Raw genomic sequence first — 24,026 nt, forward strand, 5'->3', positions numbered from 1 at the left:
ACAAAGCAGGCAATGACGTGCACCGTTCTATACAGTCATTGCTTCTGTGCTTATTTGTTTTTTGCCCTTTCGAGAAGTTTTTTTGTATATTCGGTCCTGCCCAGTGAGCTTATATTATTGGTTTTCGAGTTGAGATTTCTGGATGTGGATTTAAAATTAAGTGATCCTGTTATTTTCTCGTTGCTACCTTCAAGAAAAGAGATTAATTCATTAGCGGTAGGAGCCCATTTCGGGTTGATGAGCAAAGCTATATAAATATAGAGCTTACGAAAGAGTTGTTCAGTATCTTTTTTATAGCCTGTCAAATTGGCTTTGCCGAACGGGATCACATTTTTTACAATGAATTCATCAGGACAGGTAATCGTAATATTGTATTGGTTTTTTGATATGACAGGGACCATTACGATATAAGGTAGTATCGCTAATGTAATTAACGGAACCATCTTATGATGATGAAGTTTAGTGGTACATATAATATCTTTGCGCTGCATGGAATCAAGAGTTGAAATGATTAAATGAAAATAATTTTTTGCACAAAAAATAGAGAATACCAACCAGGAAACTCGCATGCGTTCCTCACGCTCCTTGCATTTATTGCACATTCCAAAGTTCTCACGTTCGTTGCGGCTCTTAGCCTTAAGGAGCAGGTCTTTGGGAATGCTATTCAACCAGATTTCAGAAGTTAAATACTCAGTGACCGCTTTAGGATGTTCTTCTACGAATTTATTGAATGTATTGTTGCCAGTTTTATTGTCAGGATAATCATGGAAGGTATGGGGATCCTGCATATCATCCAGTACATTCAGAAAAGAACGTAAAAGAGGGTGGGGAATATGATCATTAGCCCATCCCCTGTCTATGAATTTTTTTATCCGTCTTATTACTCCTCCAGGTATTCTATTCTGATACTCTGATTCATCAGCATAAATCTTTAGTGCTAATTGATAAAATTCCCGGCTTTGTTGCGTGCACCATTCTTTCAGAATAGCCACATCCTGAAAAAAACTAATCTGATTAGAGTTTTCGGCCAATGAGCTGATGACATCAACTATCCCACTTGCGGGTTTCATCTGCCTGTCGTTATTTTGATCAGTTACGGTCATCAAATTTAGCAAGCCTTCTTTAGAGAAGCGTTCACACAGGGTGTCAATATCCGGCTGATACTTTTCGAGAAGACTGGCATTTTTGGCGTCGCGGTTGGTAAGGCCCAGATAAGTTTCGAACATAGTTAAGCCCCTTGTGATGCAATGCCGAGTAGGGCGGCTGGTTGAGAGTTAAGGGAGTATAACATTACCCCAACGGAAGTTTTACACCATGGCTTACATCGAGTCTATCCTTCTAATATCATTATAATTTATTAACTTGCAAACATGAGGGGATCAGCAAGTCATCTGTCGGTATCAGGTGGACAATCCCCCTAAAGAAACTGTGATTCAAGTGTGTCCAGGGGCGCTTCTTGAGGTATCATCGATCACAAATTTTACGATGCAACGCCCTGTATCGTTAGCTTTCCTTCATAGCAGGATTATTCATGAACGACAAAATCAGTCAGGACACGATCAACAAAGCCCTGTGGGCAGCGTGTGATACGTTCCGTGGCACCATCAGTGCTGATACCTATAAAGACTTTATCCTTACCATGCTGTTCCTCAAGTACATTTCGGATGTCTGGCAAGATCACTACGACGAATATAAAGTGCAATATGGTGATGAGCCGGAACTGATTGAAGCGATGATGGCGAACGAGCGCTTCGTGTTGCCGAAAAGCGCCAGTTTCTATGCGTTGTACGAGCGACGTCATGAGCCTGGCAACGGTGAGCGCATCGATCAGGCATTACATGCCATTGAAGAAGCCAACGGTACCAAACTTAAAGATGCCGGGAAAAGCGTGTTCCAGGATATCTCGTTTAACACTGACCGTCTGGGTGAAGAAAAACAGAAAAACACCATCCTGCGTCAGCTACTGGAAGACTTCGCCGGTGAAGATCTCAACCTGAAGCCGAGTCGTGTCGGTACGCTGGACGTTATCGGCAATGCTTACGAATACCTGATCAAAAACTTTGCCGCCAGCGGTGGGCAGAAAGCCGGGGAGTTCTATACCCCGCCGGAAGTTTCGGACCTGATTGCAGAACTGCTCGATCCGCAACCGGGTGATACCATCTGCGATCCAGCCTGTGGTTCCGGTTCATTATTGATGAAGTGTGGGCGTAAAATTGTCTCCGGGCATGATAGTCGTAACTATGCATTGTTCGGTCAGGAAGCGATCGGTTCTACGTGGTCGCTGGCGAAAATGAATATGTTCCTGCACGGGGAAGACAACCATAAAATCGAGTGGGGCGATACCATTCGTAACCCGAAGCTGCTCGATAAAAATGGCGACCTGATGCTGTTTGATATCGTGACCGCTAACCCACCGTTCAGCCTCGATAAGTGGGGCCATGACGAGGCCGAGAACGATAAGTTTGGCCGTTTTCGTCGCGGTGTACCGCCGAAGACTAAAGGAGATTACGCTTTTATCTCGCATATGATCGAAACCCTGAAACCGGGAACTGGCCGTATGGGCGTAGTTGTGCCACACGGTGTGCTTTTCCGTGGCTCCAGCGAAGGTAAAATTCGCCAGAAACTGATCGACGAAAATTTGCTGGATGCGGTAATTGGTCTGCCGGAAAAACTGTTCTACGGTACGGGGATTCCGGCTGCGATTCTGATTTTCAAAAAGCAGAAAGTTGATGACAAGGTGCTGTTTATCGATGCCAGCCGTGAATTCAAGGCAGGTAAAAACCAGAACCAGCTTAGCGAAGAAAACATTAAGAAAATCGTCAAGACCTACCGTGATGGCGATAACGTCGAGAAATACGCCTATCTCGCCAGCCTGAAAGAGATTCAGGATAACGATTACAATCTCAACATCCCTCGCTATGTCGATACCTTCGAAGAAGAGGACGAGATTGACTTGCTGGCCGTGCGAGCAGAGCGCGAGCAACTGAAAGCGGAACTGCTGAAGCTGGAAACAGAGATGGCAGGGTATTTAAAGGAGTTGGGTTATGGTGCCTAAGGGTTGGTCACACACAACTTTTGAGAAACACATTGATTGCTTAACCGGTTATGCTTTTTCTAGTACTGAATATTCGGCTGAAGAACACGATATCAGATTGCTAAGGGGAGACAATATTGAACCTGGTAAGCTTCGATGGATAAATGCTAAACGTTGGCCTCGAAACGTACAAGAAAATATGGATAAATATTTTCTTTTGGAAGGCGATTTTGTTATAGCTCTTGATCGTACATGGATATCAGGTGGCTTAAAAGTTGCTGAAGTAACTTGTGATGATCTGCCTTGCTTGCTTGTGCAACGAGTTGCTCGAATTCGAGCAAAAAAAACCTTGGCGCAAGGGTTACTCCGCCAGTATTTCTCAGGATACAAATTTGAGCAATACGTTAAGCTTACTCAGACAGCTACAGCTGTTCCTCATATCAGCCCCAACGATATTAAGCAGTTTTCGTTATTACTTCCCCCTATTGCGGAACAGAAAAAAATCGCCCAAATCCTGTCCACCTGGGATAAGGCGATTTCGGTGACGGAAAAGCTGCTCGCCAATAGTCAGCAGCAGAAAAAAGCCCTGATGCAGCAATTACTTACCGGGAAGAAACGCTTGCTGAATGAGAATGGGGGCAGATTTATTGGGGAGTGGTGTACGTGCACTTTGTCTGAAGTAGCACATATTATTATGGGATCATCACCTAAATCCGAAGCCTACAACGATAATGGCTTAGGTTTGCCATTAATACAGGGTAATGCCGATATAAAGTGCCGAGTTTCATGTCCCAGAGTTTATACGTCTGACATTACGAAAGAATGTTCTCCTGGAGATATTCTTCTAAGTGTCAGGGCACCTGTAGGTACTGTTGCACTTTCTCAACATAAAGCATGTATAGGGCGTGGTATATCGGCTATAAAATCCAAGAGAAAAATGAGTCAATCATTTCTTTATCAATGGTTTCTTTGGTTTGAACCAAAATGGTGTTACCTATCACAAGGTAGCACATTTGAATCAATTAATAGTGATGATATAAAGACATTAAAATTATCAGTGCCCAATTTTGAAGAACAACAAAAAATTGCCGCCGTTCTGTCCGCAGCCGATGCTGAAATATCCACGCTGGAGAAAAAACTCGCCTGCCTGAGAGATGAGAAAAAAGCCCTGATGCAACAGCTACTGACTGGCAAACGTCGTGTTAAGGTCGATGAGGCGGTTGCCGAATGAAACTGACGAAAAGCGGGCCGCTGATTGACCGGGAAATCGACTGGCTGGAAGAGGTGTTGCTGAAATACGGCAATGATGACTCTGTACTCTGTTTCTCTGAGCTGGATGGCTTCCTGACGGCGGTTGTCTCTGGCCCGAATACGATTTCCCCTAATACCTGGCTTAGTGCTATCTGGGGTCGTGGTGACTACCACCCTCACTGGACCACTGGAAAAGAGATGACGCGTTTTGTGGGGCTGTGTTTTCAGCATATGAACGATATCGCTGGCTGCCTGTATGAGGCCCCTGAACAGTTTGAACCGATTTTCAATGAGCGTGAGGTAAAGGGGGAAAAATATACCATTGTGGAAGAGTGGTGTTTTGGTTATATGAAAGGAAAGTCACTGGATGACTGGTCTGGTCTTCCCGGTGAGTTACGGCCTTCTCTGGAAGTGATCGCTCTTCATGGCGTGGAGAAGAATTTTCCTGTACTTGAGAAAATGACCGGAGAGCAGTTTGAGAAAAGTATTTCCCTTATTCAGCCTGCTGCACTGGCACTTTATCAGTACTGGTTGTCAGTGAGAATGTCAGAGGCATCATCCCGGCCTGTTCCAGTGAAGGGGGCAGAAAACATGCCCGGGCGAAATGACCCGTGTCCGTGTGGCAGCGGTAAAAAATTTAAGAAGTGCTGTCTGCATTGATGAATCTTCATGTGACCAGTAGCGAGTAGCGCCAGAAAGAAAAGGATTAATGATGAACCAGACGTACACGCCAAAATTCCAGGAAGAATACAGCGCCAAAATCCCGGCACTGACGTTACTGACCAGCCTCGGCTGGACGTTTTTATCTCCGAAACAGATTATGGATTACCGGGGCTATAAACAGGATGAGGTGGTGCTGCGTCCGGTTCTGCGTGAAGAGCTGTCGAAGCGTTCCTTTATGGCGGGTGGCAAAACCTGCCAGTTATCGGAAAAAGCACTGGATAACCTGATATCACAGGTCTGTTCTCCGGCGCTGAATGAAGGGCTGCTCAAAGCCAATGAACGGATGTATAACCATCTGCTCTACGGTATCGCCGTCACGGAGTTTGTCGATGGCAAGAAGGTCAACCCCACCATTGCGCTGATCGACTGGGAACATCCGGAAAATAACCAGTTCCATTTTACTGAAGAATTTACGGTATTGCGGTCAGGTGGTGTTGAAACCCGGAGGCCAGATATTGTCTGCTTTGTTAATGGTATCCCGCTGGCTGTTATTGAAGCGAAAAGCCCGGCTGGTCATGGCAAGAAAGGGCCAACCATTGACGAGGGGATATCCCAGAGTATCCGCAACCAGTTCAACGATGAAATCCCGCAGCTGTTTGTCTACAGCCAGTTATTACTTTCGATTAACGGTCATGACGGGCGCTACGGTACATGCCATACGCCAATGAAATTCTGGGCGGCATGGCGCGAAGAAGATATTACCGATGCGCAGATGTATGCGCTGCGCAACCATCCTTTATCGACTGAACAAATTCATGCGTTGTTTGATCATCGTCCATCAGCCGATCTCAACTGGTACCAACAGTTAATCGCCGCCGGTGAACTGGCTGTCAGTGGACAGGACAAACTGCTCATCAGCCTGCTTTCGCCGGAACGTCTGCTGGAGATGACCCGCTTCTTCACTCTGTTTGATAAAAAGACCGGGAAAATTGTCGCCCGCTATCAGCAGGTGTTCGGTATTAAAAGACTGCTGGAGCGCATCAGTACCCGCAGACCCGATGGGGGCAGGGAAGGTGGTGTTATCTGGCATACCACCGGCTCTGGCAAATCGTACACCATGGTGTTCCTCAGCAAGGCGCTGATTCTTCATGACAGCCTGAAGCGGTGTCGTATCGTGGTGGTGACGGACCGTATCGATCTTGAAGAACAGCTCAGCAGTACCTTTGCATCCGGCGGCGAGTTGGCCGGGAAAAAAGACAAAGCCAATGCAATGGCGACATCCGGGCAGATGCTGGCGAAACAGATTGGCTCCGGTAAAGAACGCATCATTTTCACCCTAATCCAGAAATTTAATTCAGCGACAAAACTTCCTGAATGCGTCAATACCAGCCCCGATATCATCGTTCTGATTGATGAAGGACACCGTAGCCAGGGTGGTGAGAACCATGTGCGAATGAAACTGGCACTGCCGAACGCCGCCTTTGTAGCATTTACTGGTACGCCATTGCTAAAAGAAGATAAGACCACCAATAAATTCGGACCGATTGTCCACGCTTATACCATGCAGCGGGCGGTAGAAGATCAGGCCGTGACGCCTCTGCTCTATGAGGAACGTATTCCTGATCTTGAGGTAAACGACCGGGCAATAGATGCCTGGTTTGACCGTATTACCGATGGATTAAGCGAAGCGCAAAGAGCCGACCTTAAGCGTAAATATGCCCGAAAGGGTGAGGTTTACAGTGCAGATGACCGCATCCGGCTGATCGCACTCGATATCGCCACACACTTCTCGAAGAATATTGATGAGGGGCTGAAAGGCCAGCTTGCCTGCGACAGCAAGATTTCCGCCATCAAATATAAAAAGTATCTTGATGAAGCCGGGTTGTTTGAGTCAGCAGTAGTTATCAGCCCGCCGGATACCCGGGAAGGGAATACCGAAGTGGATGAAAGCAAACTGCCGGAAGTGACGAAATGGTGGAAGGATAATGTCGGCACGCAGGATGAGTCCGCGTATACCCGCAATATCATCAGTCGTTTCGATACCGATGATAAGCTCAAATTGCTGATTGTTGTTGATAAACTTCTCACCGGGTTTGATGAACCGAAAAATACCGTGCTGTATATCGACAAGCCGCTTAAGTCCCACAACCTTATCCAGGCGATTGCCAGGGTAAACCGTCTGCATCCACTGAAAAAGTTTGGCCTGCTGATTGATTATCGCGGCATTCTGGCTGAACTGGACACCACTATCGGTAAATATCAGGATCTCGCCTCCCGAACCCAGGGAGGATACGACATCAAGGATATTGACGGGTTGTACAGCGCCATGAGTTCTGAATATAAACGTCTGCCGCATCTGTATAACCAGCTGTGGGCCATATTTGCCGGTGTCAAAAACAAGAATGATACTGAGCAATTACGTGCAGTACTGGTGCCTAAAATGGAAGAATGTGATGGAGAGATGGTCGATATCCATCAGAAAACCCGTGATGATTTCTTCGAGGCGTTAACAGCCTTTGCCGGATGCCTGAAAGTGGCACTGCAGTCCGCCACCTTCTTCACCGACAAGAGCTTTACGGAACAAGACCGAAATCTCTATAAAGAAACCGTAAAACAGATGTCCAGCCTGCGCCAGTGGGCAATGCAGGTCAGCGGCGAGCAGGTCAATTATGACGACTACGCGGAGCAGGTGAAAAAACTGCTGGATAAGCATGTCACCGGCGTTGAGGTTCGTGAACCGGATGGCGTGTATGAAGTCGGTAAAATGGGCAAGAGCGAAAAGCCCGAAGAGTGGGACAACAATAAAACCCGCAATGAAACCGACATCATTAAAACCCGTGTGACGAAGATGATTGAGCAGGACCTACGTGATGACCCGTACGCTCAGGAGGCTTTTTCCAAACTCCTGCGTATGGCAATCGAAGAGGCTGAAAAACTGTTCGACCATCCACTTAAGCAGTACCTCTTATTCCGTGAGTTTGAAGAGCAGGTTGAAGCCCGTAAGCTCAGTGATATCCCGGATGCACTAGCGGTAAACAAACATGCTCAGGCATATTACGGCGTATTTAAAAAAGAGCTGCCTGAGGTTTTTGCGGTCAACGACGTTCAGGTGCAGGAGAAGTGGACGAAGCTGGCTTTTGAAGTGGACAATATCATCGTCAAAGCAGTGGCAGAAAACTCCCTGAACCCTCAGGATATCGAGAAAGCAGTCAAGACAAATCTCTTACCGCTGCTATTTACGGCCTGCCGGGAAATAGGAGCCGGAATGAACCAGGTAAACCGTATTGTGGAAACTATCATCCAGATACTGCGCGTTGGTTTGATGAATTCATGAGTGAAAAAGAGTCGCCAGCAATGAAAGTTATACGCATTGTCTATGGTGATGAGGTCATCGTCGTACAGTGTGTTCCGCGTCAGGTCGTTAAGGGCAGGGTGCTCATCAAGGTGCATCCGGACTGCCGTGTTGTTGCCTCTGTACCGCCAGAAACACCGGAGCGCGAGGTGCTGTCTGCGCTGAAAAAACGAGGGCGCTGGATATATCAGCAACTGCGTGATTTCAGGGAGCAACAGACACACATAGTACCGCGTCAGTATGTCAGCGGAGAAAGCCATTACTATCTTGGCAAGCAGTATCAGTTGAAAGTGACAGAAGACGCTACTGTGCCGCAACGAGTGAAAATGTTGCGTGGGCGTCTGGAAGTGACTGTCAGACATAAATCGGCAGAAAAGGTAAAAGCGTTGCTGGCCGAATGGTATCGGGAACGCGCCAGAGATGTCTTTCAACGCAGGCTTGATTTATTGATACCGCAGACCCTTTGGGTTAATGAGCGTCCGCCGATACGTTTGCGGGCGATGCAAACGCAATGGGGTAACTGTTCTGTAAAAGGCTGTCTGACCCTGAATCCATGGCTGGTTAAGGCATCCTCAGAATGTATCGATTATGTTTTGCTACATGAGTTATGCCATGTTGCTGAGCACAACCACAGTGAAGAGTTTTACCGCCTGATGGGGCAGGTTATGCCTGGGTGGGAAAAGGTCAAGAAACGGCTGGATGGCATGGCTGGGATGTTGTTGGCTGATATGTAGTAAGAGCCCAGCTAAATTAACATATTACAGAACTATATAAGAAGGGGTTTTATGTTTTTCAAAATTGTTAGAAACTTTAAAGCCAAGATTGGACCGTTCTTATTAACCCTGTTTTTGGCTCCAGGTTATGTTCATGCCAATACGTGGGAAATAAATGTCACAAGAAAAGATAGTAATTTATATCAAATTACTGGGAAGGATTCTTTTGTTAATACTAAATATTGTTATGTTTATGCTTATTCTGAAGACGCATATCTCAGGGTTGATGGCTATGATAAAAAAATAATTTTTACAGATAGCAAGGAGTCATGTGATGTAGATAATGTATTTAGCATGGTTAATATTGACTCAGGAAAGTATGAGGTAGAGGTTTCTAAAAAAATAAGATAACTGGTATGAGGTTTATGGTACAGATAATATGATAAAAACATCAATGTGCCTTAGTCTGGCTCTCAATGAAAAGGCTATTTTATCCATGGATGGTTATAGTGCAGGAGAGTTGATTTTTGATGACGGAGATAGCTGTAATGTAGAAGGGGTCTACTCTCCTGTTCGTTTGTGAATTGGATCTGGGATCAGTATGATCTGTGGTGTTCATCCTGCTATGTAAGGATAAAAAATGAAAATAGAAGCCGATGTAAAAAATATATCAAAATTAAGCGATTATTATTTTTTAGTTCCCGATTATCAACGTGAGTATGTATGGAAGGTTGATGATCAGGTTGAACAGTTTATCATGGATTTAGACAATGAATACCAACCAGAGCAGAAAGATCAAAATGGTTATTTTCTCGGTTCTGTTATTATCGTAAAGAATGGGGAAAAGCATGATGTTATTGACGGACAGCAGCGGTTGACCACTATTGTCATCACTATGTGTGCCTTACGGGATCTATTAAAAGATAGATTGGATACACTTGACAAAAAAAGGGCTGGAATATCTGAAAACTATTGAGGAATGGCTCTCTAGTTATGATATTAATAGTGAGGAAAATCTAATTAGACTAGATCTTCAATATGAAGAAAGTCGAGGATTTATTTCGCGGTTAATTGAAGGGCAAACCAATACCTTTGCGGAAACAGCTTCAGTAAAAAAAATGGCTGACGCGTATGATCACATTCGTGATTATCTTAAATACCAATTGCAAGATAGCTTGAATGGATTAATCTCCTTCGCTCGCTTTTTTTTAACAAAAGTTGAGCTGGTTGTCATTGAATCAGAGAACTTAAGTAGCGCATTAAAGATCTTCGAAACGATCAATCAGCGTGGTGCCAGCCTTAATGCTATGGATCTTGTTAAGAATTTGATTTTCAGTCAGATAAAAGAAGAACAGTTTTCGGCAATAAAGACAACATGGAAATCCATCACTAATAACCTTGAGTCTTGCGGCGAAAGTGATAACCCGCTTCGTTTTTTACGTTACTTTCTGATGGCACGATATCATCACGGGATTTTGCGTGAAGATGATATATATAAATGGATCATTTCAGCTGAGGGGGAACTGTCGTTGCAGTATAAGACCCGCCCTATGGTCCTCGTCAAAGAATTGGAAAAATTATCAGAACGATACGCTAACCTGGTCAATGCAACAAATGAAGCAGCCTACTGGCGTGAAAATATCCGTTTTCCAAACGTAAGTAACATTGGATATATTAATAAATATCGCTCACGTCAGCATTTGGTTTTACTAATGGCATTGGACATTAGTTGTTCTGATGATGTAATGGATTTCTTAGGTGCTCAACTTGAGAGCTTTTTATTCTTTACAAATACAATGGCTATTCAATCGAAGACATATGAGCAACGCTTTACTCAATGGGCTGTAAAGCTTCGGGATGTGAAAACGAAAGCAGAGGTTGCAAATGTTGTTTCAGCAACACTTATACCTTTTGTTGTGGAGCGTTTAGATGAATTTAAAGAACGATTCTCAATTATTAATGACTATAATTTTACGCCTCAGTATCGCCAACGTTATGTATTGGGTAGATTAGAGAATCATATCCGCCATCTTTGCGGTTTTCCGGAAAAGAGCCAGCAGGCTATTCAGCAGATGCAAATTGAGCATATTCTTCCTCAGACGGTACGAAACGCCCCTGAAAACGGGGAGTTCTCTGATGCAAATCGAACAAGTTATCTCTACAAGATTGGTAATGTAACATTATTAGAGGGTACAATTAACCAGTCCGTCAATAACTGCAATGATTTGAGTGAAGACTGGTTTTTGAAAAAACAAACAGAATATTTAAACTCTGAAATCATCATGACTCGATTACTCCACTCCCAGTACTCAATTGGTGATAACACTGCATTAAATCGCTTTAAGCTGAAATATGGTTATGAATATCAAGACTGGTCCGCGGAAAGCATCACAGCAAGGCAGCGCCTGCTGATGGATCTTGCCATTGACTGCTGGCGATTTAACGATCAGAGAATAGATGCTTATATAGTAAATAACCTGGGCACTGGACCCGGAAACGAATTTACGCTGTAAAAATATCCTTCATCGCAAAGTACCCCCTGGAACGTTATGTTTACCAGGGGCTGGGTATTCAACCTCTAAAGGTAGCGCTGATTATGAATGGATCACATTCAGAGAGCGGTTCACAGAACAGATATTACTAACTGACAGTTGTACCGAATACTGGGGGCAGGTCATTATGACGTCAAAGAAACCAAGAGAACGCAAGATCAGGGTGCAGATCTTTTCGTCACTCGATTTGGTAAGGATATGGTTATTCAGGCGAAAAATTATTCTGGTTCTGTAGGTAACTCGGCGGTGCAGCAGGTGATCTCTGCTAAAACGTTCTATGGTTGTGATGAGGCGATGGTTGTGACTAATTCCTACTTCACACGCTCTGCCAAAGAGTTAGCTGAGTCAGCCTTGGTACGTCTGATCGACAGGGATGAACTGCAAAAGTATCTGGATGATTACAATCAGAAGATAATCGAAGATTTCCAGTCAAACTCGTAACTTTGCAGTCATATAAATATAGCAAAGGACAGGTAGGCCTCCGTGAGAGGGGGACTTACCTGTGTTGTTCTGAGGTGAGTAAAGCACTTCTGCTCAGGTGGCCAAATTCAGTAACCACTTCATTCATATGAGACCTAATGGCCTCGTCATCTAGCCAGAAAGCCATTGAGCCAAGGTTGAGAAGGGCTTTTTGTAGGTGTGCCAATTGGTGGCTCTGAACTTCTGGTATACTACATGGCTGCATGTGTTGTCAGCAAATGCTTTAACAGGTCCTTCAGCTCAGCAAAAGCTCGATTTTTTCATCAAAGCCCAATTGGCGATGAAGATCACCAAAAATGATATGTTGCTTATATATACAGTACCAAATTCGATTTTCTCCCTATAAGATAGATTGCATTTCCGCGGGTGTGGTTTACAAGGAAAGGCTGTCAGCATGCATCGCTCTGTTTCTAAGTTTTATCGCATCCCCCCTTTACTTATTCGGGCGCTAAAAAGCGGGGTCGCCTCCGTGGTGGAGTTTCATCTCAGCAGGGGATTGCCGAAAGATTCACGAGATTCTCTGGGAAATAGCCCATTGATGATTGCGGCCCAGAATGGGCATTTCGCTCTTTGCGAAATGTTGTTGTGTGCGGGTGTCGATGTTGAGCATCAAAACAACCTCGGGTTTCGCGCCAGTGACCTCGCGCAGGAGCAAACGCTGCGTGATCTGTTAGCTCGTTATCGGCAATCTCCTCCGCCTGACGGGCAGCAACTAGCAGGGGGGCTAGATGATGAGGCAAACGTTGAGCTTGTAATTGAAGCCGATGTCGAAACAGAACCTCCCGAAACCGAAGACGCAATGGATTTTATGCAGTGGGATGCTGAAATCGAATCGGAACCCGCCGAAGATAATCTGACATTACGACACGCTTCCGCTGAGGCTCAGCAATTATTATCCCGCTATCGCCCGATAGATAACGCTGCTGAGTGGATCGATATCGAACTCTCCCTTCCTGACCCGCCGACGCCAGTTTCTCACTCTCCGCAAAATTATCCCCATTTCTCAACGTTGCTCACTAGCGCACTGGATGCCGGTCGTGTCTCTGTTCGTGACATCCGGTCTGCCGGGGAAGATGATTTCGGCATGCCGTGGCCTGAATTCCGGCTCAGAGTAGAGGCATTGATCAAGGACTTACCTTTGATTGTGGATGGCGATGATGCTTTCCCGGAAAGTGATGCCTGTGGGGAATTAGCGGCGAGTGATGATCTCGAGCCCTGGTTTGACGCTTTCGGTGCATTGCGGCAGTCCGGCATCTTTGAACGTTATCTTGTGGACATTCGCCAATGGGATGTCGTCGATAAAACAAAGGAAGAGCGACTCGGGCAGCGCATGGATACGGCGCTTATCAACTTGATGACGATCCTGGCGAGATTACCCGAAGCAGAATATCTACAGTTGCTGCATCCGAATTGCCTTCCCGCGACATCGCCTGAGATTACTGAAGAGGATGACGACGCGGAAGAAGCGGATGAGGAAATCTCTTCCGCAGCCGATGACGATGACGCCATCACCTTTAACGATCTGCTCATTCTGCTGAGAAGTGGGAAAGCTGAAGAGTACCAGGATAATCATATCCCTCGCCCGGAGTACCGTGACCTGCAGCAGATAGTCGAGCGCGCCCAAACGCTCATCCCTGATGAATGCCATAATGTCAGTCTGTATGTCAGTAGTTACAGAGACGCATGGGAGGGGTTAATCCACGCCAATTTACGTCTTGTGGTCGCGATTGCGAAAAAACACTGCGGGCAAGGATTAGATATCGAGGATCTGATCCAGGAAGGTAATCTGGGCTTGATCAAGGCCGTTGAAAAATTCGACTATCGGCGTGGATTCAAATTCTCTACCTATGCCTCCTGGTGGATCCGCCAGAAGATCAGCCGCGCGATTGCCGATCAGGCTCAGCTCATTCGTTTACCCGTTCACTTCTATGAGCAATTCAGGCGCTGGCGGAGCAGTCGGGATCAGTTGCTGCATCGCCAGGGGATAACGCCCACCCTCAGACGGTTGCAGGAAATGACCGACCTGCCAGAGCGTCAACTTCTTCAGATGGCTAAATATGAAGAACAGACGGTGCTGATTGGTGATTTTCATGAAGACGCACAGGACCGCGAAGCAGCATTGTCGGGAGACGCGCTGCTGACCAGAAGGGATTTCACCAGTGCTCCCGTTCAGTCTCTGGAGCTAGGAGAACATATTTCATCGGTCCTGAATACGCTGTTGCCACGCGAAACACAGATCATAAAAATGCGTTTTGGCATCGGTATGACGCAAGATTTCACGCTGGAAGAGGTGGGTAAACAGTTTGATGTCACGCGAGAAAGGATACGTCAGATAGAAGCCAAAGCGCTCCGTAAGCTACGTCATCACAGCCGGGCGTCGAAATTAGGCGGCTTCGTCGAACAGTGGGAAACCGCGTTGAGCGAGATGCAGGAAGAAGAAGAATGACGACCATGCGCCATGCGCCACCGAATGCAGCCATTATGATCGAAGCTCTGCGAGGGCTCGGCTACAACACCGCCACCGCACTGGCTGATATCATCGACAACAGCATCAGTGCTGGTGCCCGTAAGGTCGATCTGACTTTTCACTGGCGTGAGTCGGATAGCTATATTGTGGTTCGGGATAATGGTTGCGGCATGTCGGCCGCTGAACTGGATGTTGCGATGCGGCTGGGGGTCAAAAACCCGCTGACAAAGCGTCCAGGACACGATCTGGGCCGCTTCGGTCTTGGACTCAAAACCGCCTCCTTTTCGCAATGTCGTCGCCTGACGGTCTCCTCTAAAAAAGAGGGGATAACGACCATCCTGCGGTGGGATCTGGACATTCTCGCCGCCAGTACGGACGACGGTTGGTATTTGCTTGAAGGTGCTGACCCAGGGAGTCAGGAGGCGTTAGCAAATGCGAATCCTGACTCCCACGGTACGGTGGTGCTGTGGGACGTTTTAGACCGAATTGTCACCCCCGGCTACGGTGAGAAAGATTTCCTCAATCTGATGGATGGCGTTGAACAACATCTGGCGATGGTATTTCACCGATTCCTTGAGGGGAACGCTCCCCGACTCACTCTCACCCTCAATGGTCGCAAAATTAAAGCCTGGGATCCCTTTCTCAGCGGGCATCCTTCCAAGCCCTGGCATTCGCCTTCGGCAATGGCGCCAGGCGCTCCTGCCGTGAAGGTGGAGTGTCATGTTCTGCCGCATCAGGATCACCTGACGACGCAGGAGTATCAACAGGCTCAAGGACCGGCAGGCTGGACGGCTCAGCAAGGATTTTATGTATACCGGAATGAGCGATTGCTGGTGGCGGGCAACTGGCTTGGACTTGGAAATGCCCGGGCCTGGACGAAAGATGAAACCCACCGCCTTGCGCGGATCCGTCTGGATATCCCTAATGATGCCGACATAGACTGGAAGATTGATATTCGTAAATCGATGGCGCGCCCGCCGGTTTCGCTGCGTCCCTGGTTAACTCAGCTGGCGCAATCAACACGCGATCGTGCGGTAAGGACATTTGCCAAACGCGGGAAAATGAATAAGCGCAAGCCCGGCGAGGAACTCGTTCATCTCTGGCAGGCGCAGAAGACGTCATCAGGTGTTCGTTACCAGATTTCGTTACAACATCCTGTCATCAGCAATGTCCTTTCGCAGGCTGGTGAGTTATCCCCACAAATTCAGGCCATGCTAAGACTGATTGAGGAAACCGTTCCGGTTCAGCAAATCTGGCTTGATACGGCTGAGACAAAAGAGACGCCGCGGACAGGCTTTGAAACCGCGCCGCCCGCAGAGGTGTTATCCGTATTGCAGGTCATGTACCAGACCCTGGTTGGTCAGCAGGCGATGTCACCGGCGCTGGCGAAACAGCATCTGCAAAATATGGAACCTTTCGATAATTATCCCGAATTAATTGCACAACTCCCCGACGATCAACAAGAGAAATCGCTATGAGTCTGAATCCCCTGGATGACACGCAACTGAGTGTATTGCAGATTGTGCAAACGCTCCTGCAAGGCCAGGATAAAAGCACGATCACCCCTGGCATTCTGCGCCAACATATTGACATGGTTTGTCAGATGAAACCGGAGTGGAGCCGCCTTGATAACCGGGAGATTCTGGTCGAAGAGCTGATCCGCCGTTATAGCATCTGGATGGGCGAAGATACTTCTCTGAGTAATGATGAAGGACATCAACCTTGGCTGACCGCAGATGCGAAACGCGAGTGGCGCTACTGGCATCGATATCGCCAATGGCTTGGTAAAACGATGCCCTGGGGAGTCCTGGATACCCTTGACCGTTCAACGGATCGTGTTCTGGGATTACTTGAGCAGCCAGGGCGGGAAGGGCGCTGGGACCGGCGTGGTCTGGTGGTCGGCCATGTTCAGTCGGGGAAAACCAGCCACTATACCGGTCTAATCTGTAAAGCCGCGGATGCGGGATATAAGATAATCATTGTGCTTGCGGGTTTGCATAATAACCTCCGCTCGCAGACCCAAATGCGTCTGGATGAAGGATTTCTTGGCTACGAGACGAGTCCACTCAGAGAAAAAGTGACCATCATTGGGGTGGGCGATATTGATAGCGATCCCGTCATTCGTCCCAATTACGTCACCAACCGATCTGAAAAGGGCGACTTCAGTGCCGGAGTGGCTAAGAATCTGGGAATCAGCCCCGAGCAACGGCCCTGGCTGTTCGTGGTAAAGAAAAATAAATCTATTCTGAAACGCCTGCATACCTGGATTGAGAACCATGTTGCCACCAGCGTTGACCCCGTCACCGGAAAGCGTTTTGTTTCGGAATTACCGCTGCTGATGATTGATGATGAAGCGGATAATGCCTCAGTTGATACGGGGGAAATCGTCTACGATGACGATGGAAAACCGGATGCTGAACATCAGCCAACGGCAATCAATAGCCTGATTCGTAAGCTGTTGATGCAGTTCAGCCGTAAGGCGTATGTTGGCTATACTGCCACGCCCTTTGCCAATATTTTTATTCACGAGAGCAATGAAACGCGTGATGAAGGCCCGGATTTGTTCCCTTCCGCCTTTATCATTAACCTCGGCGCACCTTCTAATTACATCGGCCCGGCGAGGGTATTTGGTCGGGCCGCCGCGGAAGGGCGGACCGGTGAACTGCCTTTGATCAGGCGGGTGAGCGATCATTGCAGCGATGACGGAAAAAGAGGGTGGATGCCGGTTTCTCATAAGAGCTCGCACTATCCCACGCTCGATACGCTAACCCATTTCCCGGACTCGTTAAAACACGCCATCGATAGCTTTTTGCTGGCGTGCTGTGTCAGAGAATTACGCGGTCAGGGAGATAAACACAGTTCGATGCTGGTCCATGTGACCCGCTTCAATAAAGTGCAATCGGTCGTTTATGAGCATATTGACGCCTACATTCAGGACGTGAGACAGCGACTGACGCGAAGGATTGGACACGAGCCTTTTTTACATCAGCTTGAATCACTCTGGCAGGCCGACTTTTTGCCGACTGGTCAGACGATTCGCGACGTCATGCCGCAGCAGATTCCGGACGACGCCTTTGCGTGGCGGGAGATCGTCGACAAGCTGTATACCGTGATCGAAAACGTGTCGGTACGAATGATAAACGGAACGGCGAAGGATGCGCTTGATTATTCGGACAGTGCGACAGGCTTAAAAGTCATTGCGATTGGCGGAGACAAACTGGCTCGAGGGCTAACGCTTGAGGGATTATGCACCAGTTATTTCTTACGCGCCTCCCGCATGTATGACACGTTAATGCAGATGGGGCGCTGGTTTGGCTATCGACAGGGATATCTGGATGTATGTCGGCTGTATACCACCGATGAGCTGATTGAATGGTTTGAGCACATTGCGGATGCCTCAGAAGAGCTGCGGGAAGAGTTTGACAATATGGTCGCCAGCGGCGGAACTCCGCGTGATTTCGGGCTAAAAGTGAAATCACACCCCGTGTTAATGGTGACATCCCCCTTAAAAATGCGTAGCGCGCGCTCACTATGGCTCTCTTTCAGTGGCACGGTGGTCGAAACGATTTCGTTGTTTAAAGAACCGGAGTACCACAAGCGTAACTACGCGGCCTTCCAGCATCTGACCGGGCGTGTCGGTTCTGGCGCGCCGATCCCTGAGAGACGGCGCGCAGAGAAGATTGAAAAATGGAAAGGGGTCATTTGGCAAAACGTCTCTCCCGAGCCGATCATTGATTTCTTAACGGAATATGAAACCCACGCTCAGGCCAGGAAAGCCAACAGCAAACTGCTTGCGGATTTCATTACGCGGATGAATCGTGTTGATGAACTCACCCAATGGACGGTTGCGGTGATAGGGGGTGGCGTCGATCGTCATCATGCTGTCTGTGGCTTCCCCGTCCCGCTTATGATGCGTAAAGCGTCTGAGGGGGTCACTGACCGCTATTCTATTGGCCGTTTACTTTCCCCACGCGATGAAGGGATTGACTGCGATGAATCGACCTGGCTTGCCGCGTTGGCCGAAACGCAGCGTAATTTTCATGCCGATCCCGGACGCAATGAAGGGCGAGAGGAGCCCGTCATTCCTGGTGGCGTAGTACTGCGTCGGATCAAAGGATTTGGCATAAACGACATCCCGGCACAGCGTCAAAAAGGGCTATTGCTCATTTACTTACTGGACCCGCAACAGGCGTTGTCGGCAGCGGAATATCAGGACGATGCCTTGCCGGTGGTGGCTTTTGGCATCAGTTTTCCGGGAAGCCGCAGTGGGGTAACGGTGGAGTACAAAGTGAACAACGTACTGTGGGAGCAAGAGTATGGTGCGGCTGAGTAAAGATGATCTGCTGGCGGCCTGGAAAGCCTTAGATCGATCTCAGATAGACGAACAGCCCGGCGCTCAGGGCTGGCGCGGGATTCGGCTTTTTACGCACCAGGGCTGTAGCTTTCATGCCGGGCGTCGTCAGCCTGATAATGAAGAAATGCTGATTGCCGTGTTTCCTCATCCTCTTTCGCCGGGGTCGACGGCGCTGCCGTCCAGTAAAGGATTTCGCGTTGAGATGACCGGAACAGAGGAGGGGCGGCAGAACGGTTTGATGATCCGTCGTCAGCAAACGGGGAATGCGGATGTCTTTACGACGATGATTCTGGATATTCTCCATTCGCTCCTGAACGTTTCTGAACCGCGTCTGTTTGAAACCCTGCTCCGTCGGATTCGTTTATGGCAGGCGTTTATGGAGCGCGATACCCGTCCACTCAGTCATGAAGAAGAAGTGGGGTTAATCGGGGAATTGACGTGTCTGGAGCGGTTAATCGAGAGCGGTCTTGCGCCGTCAACGGCAGTCGAAGCATGGGTAGGACCGCAGCATGGCCTACAGGATTTTGAACTCGATGAACGCGCCATTGAGGTAAAAAGCACCACAGCAGAGCAGGGCTTTTGCGTAACCATCCACGCGCTTGAACAACTGGACTGGCAGCGGCCTGGCTCGCTCATGTTGTGCGGTTTGCGCTTCAGCAAGCATCCCACCGGCGCGACCCTGAATGACCTCATTTACCGTCTTCGTCAGCGGTTTGAGGGAAACGCTCCGGCGGCCTGTCTTTTTGAGGGATCGCTTTGTCACGTCGGATATTTCACTGAACATGCTGAATTCTATACACGTCATTTCTTGCTGACAGAGGCGTTTGCACTTCCGATTGAAGCGGATTTTCCCTCTTTGACGCATGCCAATGTCCCGTTGCCGGTGGTGAGTGCGTGCTATCAACTCGAACTCCAGACACTTATTCCTCAGGCTCAAAATTTTAACCATTGCTTGTCAGACTTTGCAGGATTACCGCATGGAACTTATTGATTTTTTACGTCAAACGCAGAATGAGATTCGCAAGGAATATCAGGATCAAATGGCTCAGCCTGGGGTTGAGTCGCCTTTTCCGGAACTGATTTTTACCGATATTGTTATGCGTCATATGGCCGATATCGGCATGACATTCGATGATGCCGAGACGTGTCACTTTATGGCGAAAGTCAGTGGACACAATGTGCGTCTCAGCGGTTATGCCTTCTCAGAAGATGGCGATCAACTTGACCTTTTTGTCAGCATTTATCACGGTAGCGACGAGCTTTGTCACGTCCCGGATGCTGAGACAAAAGCGATTGCCGGTCACTGCATTCAATTTTTGCAGAAGTGCGTTGACGGTAAATTATCATCCACGCTCGATCAGTCCAATGATGCCTGGCAACTGGTGACGACCATCGAACAGTCCTACACGGAACTGGAGCAAATCAGAATTTATGTTCTGACCGATGGTCAGGTGAAAACCCGCTGGTATCAGTCCCGCGATGTGGCCGGTAAAACCATTAAATTAGAGGTTATGGACATTGTCCGCCTGTTTAACCACTGGCAGGAAGGTAAGCCACGCGACGAACTGCAGGTTAATTTTGATGAGGTGGCGGGGGGCGCACTCCCCTGTGTCTGGATCCCGGATGAAATGGGTGAATATGATTATGCGCTGACGGTGGTTCCGGGCGAGACGCTGCGATTTATCTATGAAAAATATGGCAACCGGATTCTGGAAGCGAACGTTCGCTCATTTCTGAGCCAGACGGGGAAAGTCAACAAAGGGATTCGTGACACTTTACGCGAGCAGCCTGAGCGTTTTATGGCTTATAACAACGGCATTGTGATTGTTGCCGATCAGGTCAGGCTTGGCGAAGCGCCGGGAGGTGGTCCTGGTATTGCGTGGATGCAGGGGATGCAGATTGTCAACGGTGGGCAGACGACGGCTTCTATGTTTTTCACCAAAAAGAAATTCCCGGCAACCAATCTGCGTAACGTGCGTGTACCCGCAAAAGTCATTGTGCTGAAACAGACGAATAATGCACAAGAAGAGATGCTAATTGCGGATATTTCGCGCTTCTCGAATAGCCAGAATAAAGTCAATATTTCCGATCTGTCAGCCAATCGACCGGTACATGTACAGCTGGAAAAAATGGCAAACACGGTGTATTGCCCGGACGGATACAGCCGTTGGTTTTACGAGCGAGCGAACGGCAGTTATAAGGTTATGCTGGAACGGGAAGGTAAAACACCCGCTGGAATCAAACGGTTAAAAGACGCGATTCCTGCCTCTCGCCGGATAACGAAAACAGATTTCGCAAAATATCATTGTGCCTGGCTCCAGCGTCCGGATTTAGTCAGCCTCGGCGGACAGAAGAACTTTGCCGCATTAATGACGATGATCGACAAGGATACTGAGCGTTATGGGGATGAACTGAACATTGAGCGTTTTAAAAATTACATCGCGCAGGCCATTATTTATAAGAAGGCCTATAAGTTGATTAATTCACTTTTCCCCGCATTTAAGGCGAATATTGCCGCCTATACTGTGGCCGCCTATTCACATTTTTATGGCAACCAAACGGATCTTGCAGAGATCTGGAATCAACAAGGCATTGAGGAAACGATGGGCAACCGGCTTGTCAGCTTAGCCCATCGGGTGAATAGTCTTCTGACTGAATCCGCGAATGGCAGGATGATATCGGAGTGGGCGAAGAAGCCTGAATGCTGGGAGTATGTCCGCAGTAAAATCTATTTCTCCGCACATGGAAAAATGGAAGATCACATGAGTAGTTAAATTGTCCACTGAGTTCATGATCGAAGCCCCGCGTGTGTGTTATGGGTTGCTCGCAGCGGGGCTTTGTTGAATAAACCGAACTTTTTCTTAGTTGAAGACTTAGATTACACATCACCATACAACGCCGGTAGCCCCATGGCGCTTCACATCATCATTATTTAAAATATTCTCAGGCAGGAAACTGTTCTCCTGTGCTTTTTCTGTGCTCAACGTTATCCATGCCTATCTATTTAATGCAAATTACAGTAAAGTAAAAGGACAACTACAGCAAAGTTTCGCAATGCACTGCTATGTAACTCATTGATCCTGCGTAGAATTTAAAATCCCTCGGCTGTAAGGCTGTGTGGGTTCAAGTCCCACTCCGGGCACCATGGGAAAGAATAGAATAATCAAAGCAATAAGCAGTGTCGTGAAACCACCTACGGGTGGTTTTTTTGTGCCTGAAATCCAATTTCCTAACATGTTTCCTAACATCAATTCGTCATGTTGCACATGATGCAATCATTTCTGACCGCCAACCACTGGCACGATTTTAACCTTGCGATCATAACGCGCGGTCTGCGTAATCGTTTTGTGACCTGAAATTTGCTGCTTCTCCTGCAGGCTTCCCTCCAGATCCGAAACACCTTTGGCCTTCAGGTCGTGAAAAGTAAAATCAAAAAGAAGGTGAGGATGTTTCGCTTGTGCTTCTTCTCTGGCTTGCTGCCAGCGACTATTGAATCCGTCCCGTGTATACCGGCGACCGTTCTGCTGGTGAAGGACGTAAACACTGGATAAACCCTGTTTGAGGGGTAACGACTTTGCCAGTTCTATAACGGCAGTCAGACGATCTGACCATGCCTTTATTTGTTTTGCTGCTGTCTTGCCCTGACGGATAAAGATACCCATCTCAAGCAATTGCGATTTTTGCAGCGCCAGCACGTCACCCTGTCGCGCCAGGCATAGATAAGCTAGTTCCATCGCGATTTGCACAACAGGCGGCGCCACACCGTAAAGCGCAGCATATTCCTCATCGGTGATATAGCGCTCCCGCTCTTCTTCTTTAAACGGGCGGACTCCTTTACACGGATTACCTGCCACCATACCTCTCTCGTATGCTCAGCCATAAACACGGCTGAGAAACGATTTTTCCCTGTTTGCCTGCACAGGCGCAACGACTCCGCGCTTATCCATATATTTTCGGATGTGTTGCGGTTTCACGCCATCAGGATCCATTTTCCCGAATACCGGAATGATTTTTTTATAATACTTTTTATAGTCTTTTTGTGTTTCAGTGCCCAGGCGCGCATAGTCAGCACTTTCAAAAAACTGATCAATAAGGCCGGACAGGTTTGTTTTTTCCTGAATATTTTTTAACGCCGCCTCATATTTTGCCCAGATTAGGGAAACCGGAGAATCCAGCGGACAGAGCTGCACCGCTCCGCCTGTCGCTAGGTGAAACTCAAACTTTGATTTTCCGCGATAAACTCGGGGAGGGTAAATATTGTCTGCTGGGTTCTTCCGTTTTCCGGCCATTTTCACATCGCATCGAAGTTAGGGGTATCCAGTTCGGGTCTACGCTGAGCCGCCAGTCTCAGTGAAATGGGGTTGTTAACGTGGTCCCATGTGGTGCGCGGGCGACCATTGCGATCTTCTCCAAACCAGATCCCCGCACGTGACAGCCATTCCCGCTGTTTTTTTGGCTGCTTATAACCAGTGAGTTTTTGTATAGCAGCATCAGATAAAACGGTAATCCCCCCGAAAAACCGGTGTGTTCATAAGTAGAATTCTCTCGTAATCTGAACCGGGGAGATCTCCATGAAAAAATCACGTTTTACTGACAGCCAGATCATGTCCATTCTGAAGCAAGCCGAGGCCGGAACGCCGGTGGCTGAACTGTGTCGTGAACATGGCATGAGCAACGCCAGTTTCTATAAGTGGCGTTCGCGTTTTGGCGGGATGGATGCCTCCATGATGACTCGTCTGAAAGAGTTGGAAGACGAAAACCGCCGCCTCAAAAAAATGTATGCTGAAGAGCGCCTCAAAGCCGAAATCATTCAGGAAGCCATGGCAAAAAAGTGGTGAAGCCATCGCGTCAAAAGCTGATGGCGCAGGATGCGGTCAGGAGCCGGAATGTCAGCATACGTTTTGCCTGCCAGCTGTTTGTTGTCAGCGAAAGTTGCTATCGCTATCAGCCTCAGCTGAATGAGGAAAATGAGGTCATTGCCGACTGGCTACTGCGCATTACGGGCAGTCAGCGCAACTGGGGGATTTGGGCTGTGTTTTTTGTACCTGCGCAACGTAAAAGGCTTCCGCTTCAACCACAAAAGGGTGTACCGGATTTACTGCGAGCTATCGCTGAACATGCGCATCAAGCCGAAAAAAAGACTGAAACGGGATAAACCTG

15 protein-coding genes and 3 pseudogenes are annotated in these 24,026 nt (G+C 47.8%); 15 read left to right on the plus strand and 3 right to left on the minus strand.

Going from position 1 to position 24,026, the window contains the following annotated elements:
* Nucleotides 1-50 precede the first annotated feature (50 nt).
* Complete coding sequence (locus tag FDX01_RS06160; RefSeq protein ID WP_109863215.1) at nt 51-1,226, minus strand: hypothetical protein; 1,176 nt, start codon at nt 1,224-1,226, stop codon at nt 51-53.
* Between the two features lie 305 nt (nt 1,227-1,531).
* On the opposite strand from FDX01_RS06160, the gene FDX01_RS06165 reads away from it, so the two are divergent.
* The 14 genes and pseudogenes from FDX01_RS06165 to mzaE all read left to right on the plus strand — a co-directional run bounded on the left by FDX01_RS06165 (nt 1,532) and on the right by mzaE (nt 21,640).
* Nucleotides 1,532-3,055, plus strand: coding sequence for a type I restriction-modification system subunit M (locus FDX01_RS06165; protein WP_137399426.1), 1,524 nt, complete (start codon nt 1,532-1,534; stop codon nt 3,053-3,055).
* The gene (locus FDX01_RS06170) at nt 3,045-4,265 is read left to right on the plus strand and encodes a restriction endonuclease subunit S (RefSeq protein ID WP_137399427.1); all 1,221 of its coding nucleotides are present in this window, start codon (nt 3,045-3,047) and stop codon (nt 4,263-4,265) included. The genes FDX01_RS06165 and FDX01_RS06170 overlap by 11 nt, the downstream gene beginning before the upstream one ends.
* Complete coding sequence (locus FDX01_RS06175) at nt 4,262-4,945, plus strand: YecA family protein (protein ID WP_137399428.1); 684 nt, start codon at nt 4,262-4,264, stop codon at nt 4,943-4,945. The genes FDX01_RS06170 and FDX01_RS06175 overlap by 4 nt, the downstream gene beginning before the upstream one ends.
* Nucleotides 4,946-4,997: 52 nt before the next feature.
* On the plus strand, nt 4,998-8,282 hold the full coding sequence (locus FDX01_RS06180) for a type I restriction endonuclease subunit R (RefSeq protein ID WP_137399440.1): 3,285 nt from the start codon (nt 4,998-5,000) through the stop codon (nt 8,280-8,282).
* The gene (locus FDX01_RS06185) at nt 8,279-9,034 is read left to right on the plus strand and encodes a SprT family zinc-dependent metalloprotease (RefSeq protein WP_137399429.1); all 756 of its coding nucleotides are present in this window, start codon (nt 8,279-8,281) and stop codon (nt 9,032-9,034) included. Before FDX01_RS06180 ends, FDX01_RS06185 begins: the two co-directional genes overlap by 4 nt.
* A 51-nt stretch (nt 9,035-9,085) precedes the next feature.
* Nucleotides 9,086-9,424, plus strand: a complete 339-nt coding sequence (locus tag FDX01_RS06190; RefSeq protein WP_249360886.1) for a hypothetical protein — start codon at nt 9,086-9,088, stop codon at nt 9,422-9,424.
* A gap of 229 nt (nt 9,425-9,653) precedes the next feature.
* Nucleotides 9,654-9,989: a DUF262 domain-containing protein gene (locus tag FDX01_RS24090; RefSeq protein WP_283205035.1), complete on the plus strand. Its 336-nt coding sequence runs from the start codon at nt 9,654-9,656 to the stop codon at nt 9,987-9,989.
* Complete coding sequence (locus tag FDX01_RS24095) at nt 9,952-11,526, plus strand: HNH endonuclease family protein (protein WP_283205036.1); 1,575 nt, start codon at nt 9,952-9,954, stop codon at nt 11,524-11,526. The genes FDX01_RS24090 and FDX01_RS24095 overlap by 38 nt, the downstream gene beginning before the upstream one ends.
* A 135-nt stretch (nt 11,527-11,661) precedes the next feature.
* Nucleotides 11,662-12,006 (plus strand): annotated as a pseudogene (locus tag FDX01_RS06200) (restriction endonuclease); the annotation flags it as partial.
* A 433-nt stretch (nt 12,007-12,439) separates the two neighbouring features.
* On the plus strand, nt 12,440-14,491 hold the full coding sequence (mzaA, locus tag FDX01_RS06205) for an MZA anti-phage system associated sigma-70 family RNA polymerase sigma factor MzaA (RefSeq protein ID WP_097470989.1): 2,052 nt from the start codon (nt 12,440-12,442) through the stop codon (nt 14,489-14,491).
* Entirely contained in the window at nt 14,488-15,990 is a 1,503-nt protein-coding gene (gene mzaB, locus FDX01_RS06210; protein WP_137399430.1) for an MZA anti-phage system associated ATPase MzaB, read from the plus strand. The genes mzaA and mzaB overlap by 4 nt, the downstream gene beginning before the upstream one ends.
* Nucleotides 15,987-18,845 carry an MZA anti-phage system associated Z1 domain-containing protein MzaC gene (mzaC, locus tag FDX01_RS06215; RefSeq protein WP_097470987.1) on the plus strand — a complete coding sequence of 953 codons (2,859 nt, stop codon included), beginning with the start codon at nt 15,987-15,989 and terminating at the stop codon, nt 18,843-18,845. Before mzaB ends, mzaC begins: the two co-directional genes overlap by 4 nt.
* Complete coding sequence (gene mzaD, locus FDX01_RS06220) at nt 18,829-19,857, plus strand: MZA anti-phage system associated PD-(D/E)XK motif protein MzaD (RefSeq protein ID WP_137399431.1); 1,029 nt, start codon at nt 18,829-18,831, stop codon at nt 19,855-19,857. Before mzaC ends, mzaD begins: the two co-directional genes overlap by 17 nt.
* Complete coding sequence (mzaE, locus tag FDX01_RS06225) at nt 19,844-21,640, plus strand: MZA anti-phage system associated AIPR family protein MzaE (RefSeq protein WP_097470985.1); 1,797 nt, start codon at nt 19,844-19,846, stop codon at nt 21,638-21,640. The genes mzaD and mzaE overlap by 14 nt, the downstream gene beginning before the upstream one ends.
* A gap of 501 nt (nt 21,641-22,141) precedes the next feature.
* On the opposite strand, the pseudogene FDX01_RS06230 reads toward mzaE, so the two are convergent.
* Both FDX01_RS06230 and FDX01_RS06235 read right to left on the minus strand, forming a co-directional pair.
* A pseudogene (locus FDX01_RS06230) lies at nt 22,142-23,155 on the minus strand (tyrosine-type recombinase/integrase).
* A 2-nt stretch (nt 23,156-23,157) separates the two neighbouring features.
* Entirely contained in the window at nt 23,158-23,373 is a 216-nt protein-coding gene (locus FDX01_RS06235; protein WP_137399441.1) for a DUF4224 domain-containing protein, read from the minus strand.
* 64 nt (nt 23,374-23,437) lie between these two features.
* Between FDX01_RS06235 and FDX01_RS23585 the strand changes: the two are divergent.
* Nucleotides 23,438-24,026, plus strand: a pseudogene (locus FDX01_RS23585) (transposase); the annotation flags it as partial.

It is taken from the genome of Citrobacter sp. wls613, from assembly GCF_005281195.1.
In the GTDB taxonomy this organism is placed as follows: domain Bacteria; phylum Pseudomonadota; class Gammaproteobacteria; order Enterobacterales; family Enterobacteriaceae; genus Citrobacter; species Citrobacter gillenii.